We start from the raw sequence: 3,722 nt of genomic DNA, 5'->3' as shown, positions 1-3,722 counted from the left end.
CGCATGGGCAGAAGCAGGCGCAAAAGCTCTGCCTCGAACGCGGCGCGGTCGCCCTTGAAGCGGCGATGATCGACCGAGGCTGTCGCCAGCCCAAGTGCCGCCGCGCGCGCCAGCCCCTCGGCCCCCGGATCGTTCGAGGCCACCAGCACCGGTCGCGCCGGGTGATCGCCTACCATGCTTTCGACCAGCTTGAGCATATTCGAGCCGCCGCCCGATATGAGAATGGCAACGCGTTTCACAGCAGGCCGCCTTTGTAGGCCACCCCCTGCCCCGGCACCACGCGGCCCATCTCGACCACCGTTTCGCCCTCGGCCTCAAGCAGCGCGCGCAGTGCAGCGGCCCGCTCTGGCGCGGCGACGACGATCATGCCGATGCCGCAGTTGAAGGTTTTGAGCAGTTCCGCCTCGCTCATCTCGGCAGTTTCGGCCAGCCAGCGGAACACCGGCGGCAAGGCCCAAGCGGAGAGGTCGATTTCAATGCCCAAGCCCTCGGGCAGCGCGCGCGGCGGATTTTCGGTCAGCCCGCCGCCGGTGATATGCGCAAGCCCGTGCACGCCGCCCGCGCGCAAGGCAGCAAGAGCAGAGCGCACGTAAAGCCGTGTCGGTGCCAAAAGTGCCTCGCCCAAGAGGCCCGGCCCGAAAGGCGATGCCGCATCCCAGCCAAGGCCCGAAAGCTCTACCACCTTGCGCACAAAGCTGTAGCCGTTGGAATGCACCCCCGAAGAGGTGAGGCCCAAGAGCACGTCGCCCGCCGCAACCCCTTGCGGCAGTTCGGCCCCACGTTCCATCGCGCCCACGGCAAAACCGGCAAGGTCAAAATCGCCGCCGTGATACATGCCGGGCATCTCGGCGGTTTCACCACCCACCAGCGCGCAGCCGCTTTCGCCACAGCCGCGCGCGATGCCTTCGATTATGGTCGCGGCCTGTGCGGTATCAAGTTTGCCGGTGGCGAAATAATCCAAAAAGAACAGGGGTTCGGCACCTTGGCACACAAGGTCGTTCACGCACATCGCCACAAGGTCAACGCCGATCGTATCAACCCGGCCCGTATCAATGGCAATCCGCAGCTTGGTGCCCACACCATCGGTTGCCGCCACAAGGATCGGGTCGCGGTAACCTGCGGCCTTGAGGTCGAACAAAGCGCCAAAGCCGCCTAGCCCGCCCATCGTGCCCTTGCGCTGCGTGGCTTTGGCGGCGGGTTTGATCCGCTCGACCAACGCATTGCCCGCATCGATATCGACCCCCGCCTCGGCATAGGTCAGACCGCGTTTTGTCATGCTCGCCCCCGTCAACAGCACCCGCGCCCCCGATAGCCCAAAGCGCGCGCCCGAACAACGCCCCGCGCGCCCCGCGTGGCGCGATTTGGGCGCGCAGAGGCAAAAACCCCGCCGCAGCACCGTTGCAGCGCCATTTTGGCCCGCGCCAAGGGCGTAGAGCCGGGTGTGCTGCCGCCGCCCGCGCAGGTGGTTCAGGTTGGGTGGCAGCACCGCAAGGGTCTGCCCCGAGGCCACGCCCGGCGCGACATGGCCCCTATTGCGCGTGCATCGCGGTCTGGTGGCCTTCCTTGTGGCCCGTGTGGCTTTCAAGCGCGGGCTGCACATAGGCGTCGTTCCCGATGAACTTGCGCGTGATGCGAGAATCCCGCACCACGAACGCGCTTTTGCGACCGCAGATTGCAACCCGCCCAACCATGCCGAAATAACTTTTTGCAAAAAACGTCAGAGGTGCTGCTATAATTCCGCGACAGTTGGCCGACGTTAAGACGCGGGCCTGAAATTGCGGCGCGGCAGGGGCTAATCAATTACGACAGCGCTAACGGAAAACCCCTCGGGTGCCGGACTGCGCCGACTGTAAACATAACATCTCGCAGCGCGCAAAACACCGCCGTGACACAAGCGCGCAGCGGCCCGTTTCAAGTTGTAACATTTATTTTTGAGTCTTAATTTAACGCGTGGAATATGAGTTCGACAGTATCTCGACAGGATCGACGTCCTTTTCGGAGACCTAGGAAGTTATATTCCGAAGGAACGTAAGGAAACGTCCGAATGCGGAGCTGGTTCCAATGTGTCCATCGTCGCCAGCCCCGACAAACCACGGGAAAGGCGAAGTAATGAACAGCTTGTCGCATATCCAGATGTCACGCCGGGCGGTGCTTGGCGGATTCACGGCAATCGGCGCTGGAACACTTTTCATGCCCTCGATGCTGCGCGCCGAAACTACCGGCATGAGCATGATGAACGGCGAAGTCGTAACTGGCTCTCACTGGGGCCTGTTTACCGCCAAGATCGTCGATGGTCGCTTTGTAAGCACCACCCCACACGCCAACGATCAAGTACCAAATACCAACGTCGAGGCGCTGCCCGACTTGGTCTATTCGCCAACCCGGATCAAGTATCCGATGGTTCGCAAGAGCTTCCTTGAAAAAGGCTACATGAGTGATCGCACCGAACGCGGCAAGGGCGAGTTCGTCCGCGTCTCTTGGGACGAAGCGCTAGATCTGGTCGCAGCCGAGTTGAAGCGGGTCAAAGAGACCTATGGCAACGCCAGCATCTATGGCGGTTCCTATGGCTGGAAATCGTCGGGCGTTCTGCACAACTGCGTCTCGGGCTTGCAGCGGATGCTGAACCTCAATGGCGGCTTCGTCACTGCGGTCAACACCTACTCGACCGGCTCGATCCGGGTGATCATGCCCTATGTGATCGGCGGCTCGTTCTATGATTCGTCTTCTTGGGTGCCGACCATCGAGAATACCGAACTGATCGTGTTCTGGGGTTCAAACCCGGCAACCACCAACCGGATCGCCGGTGGCGTTCCTGACCATGCCAACATGGCGCTGCTTGACGAGTTCAGAAAAACCGGCAAGCCCTCGATCGTGATCGACCCGCTGCGCACCAAGACCGCCGATTTCCTCGGTTCTGAGTGGATCGCGCCGCGGCCGGGCACCGACGTGGCAATGATGCTGGGCGTGGCCCACACGCTGCTGTCGGAAGGTCTGCACGACCAACAGTTCCTTGACGATTACACCGTGGGCTTTGACGAGTTCTCGGCCTATCTGATGGGCGAAGAAGACGGCGTGGTCAAAACCGCCGAATGGGCCTCGGAAATCTGTGGGGTCGATGCGGAAGTGATCGAAGGTCTCGCACGCACGATGGCCTCCAAGCGCACGCTGATTACGCATGGTTGGTCGATCCAGCGGGCGCACCACGGCGAACAAGGCCCGTGGATGACCATGACGCTGGCCTGCATGCTTGGCTACGTCGGGCTGCCCGGTGGCGGTGCCGACTTTACGCTGCACTATTCCAGCTATGGCACGCCGGTTGGGCGTGGGCCCAGCATTCCTGGCCTTTCGAGCGGCCAAGCGGTTGGCACCGTGGCAAGTGTGGCTGACCCGAGCGCCGAAATGCCCGCGCCGATCCCGGTTTCGCGGGTGCCGTGGGCGCTGGCCAACCCCGGGGCGCAGTATGACTATAACGGTAAGTCCTACAACGCACCCGATCTGCGGCTGGTCTACTGGTCGGGCGGCAACCCGATGCACCACCACCAAGACCGCAACCTGCACATCAAATACTGGCAGAGCCCCGAGACGATCATCGTTCAGGACTACAACTGGACGCAGACCGCGCGCTTTGCCGATATCGTGCTGCCGGCAACCACCAGCTACGAGCGCAACGACATGTCGCCCGTATCCGACAAGGGTGCCGGGTTCACGGTGATGAAGAAGGT

The 3,722-nt window shown here is 62.2% G+C and carries 3 protein-coding genes; 1 reads left to right on the top strand and 2 read right to left on the bottom strand.

What is annotated here, in order from left to right:
• Both ABY403_RS14440 and purM read right to left on the bottom strand, forming a co-directional pair.
• On the bottom strand, positions 1-239 hold a 239-nt coding region (locus tag ABY403_RS14440), incomplete at its 3' end, for a formyltransferase family protein (protein WP_372841520.1).
• The gene (gene purM / locus ABY403_RS14435; RefSeq protein ID WP_372841519.1) at positions 236-1,276 is read right to left on the bottom strand and encodes a phosphoribosylformylglycinamidine cyclo-ligase; all 1,041 of its coding nucleotides are present in this window, start codon (positions 1,274-1,276) and stop codon (positions 236-238) included. The genes purM and ABY403_RS14440, both read right to left, overlap by 4 nt.
• An 833-nt stretch (positions 1,277-2,109) precedes the next feature.
• Here purM and ABY403_RS14430 point away from each other — a divergent pair.
• Positions 2,110-3,722: molybdopterin-dependent oxidoreductase (locus ABY403_RS14430; protein WP_372841518.1), on the top strand; the 1,613-nt coding region annotated here is incomplete at its 3' end.

The sequence above is a fragment of the Phaeovulum sp. genome, assembly GCF_041596715.1.
Lineage (GTDB): Bacteria > Pseudomonadota > Alphaproteobacteria > Rhodobacterales > Rhodobacteraceae > UBA6213.
Note: the sequence above shows the minus strand (reverse complement) of the source record. Positions and strands in the feature narration are given on the sequence as shown.

Bases quoted from the DNA above. Each gene is read 5' to 3' on its own strand.
- purM (WP_372841519.1), bottom strand. From the start codon at position 1,276: ATGACAAAACGCGGTCTGACCTATGCCGAGGCGGGGGTCGATATCGAT.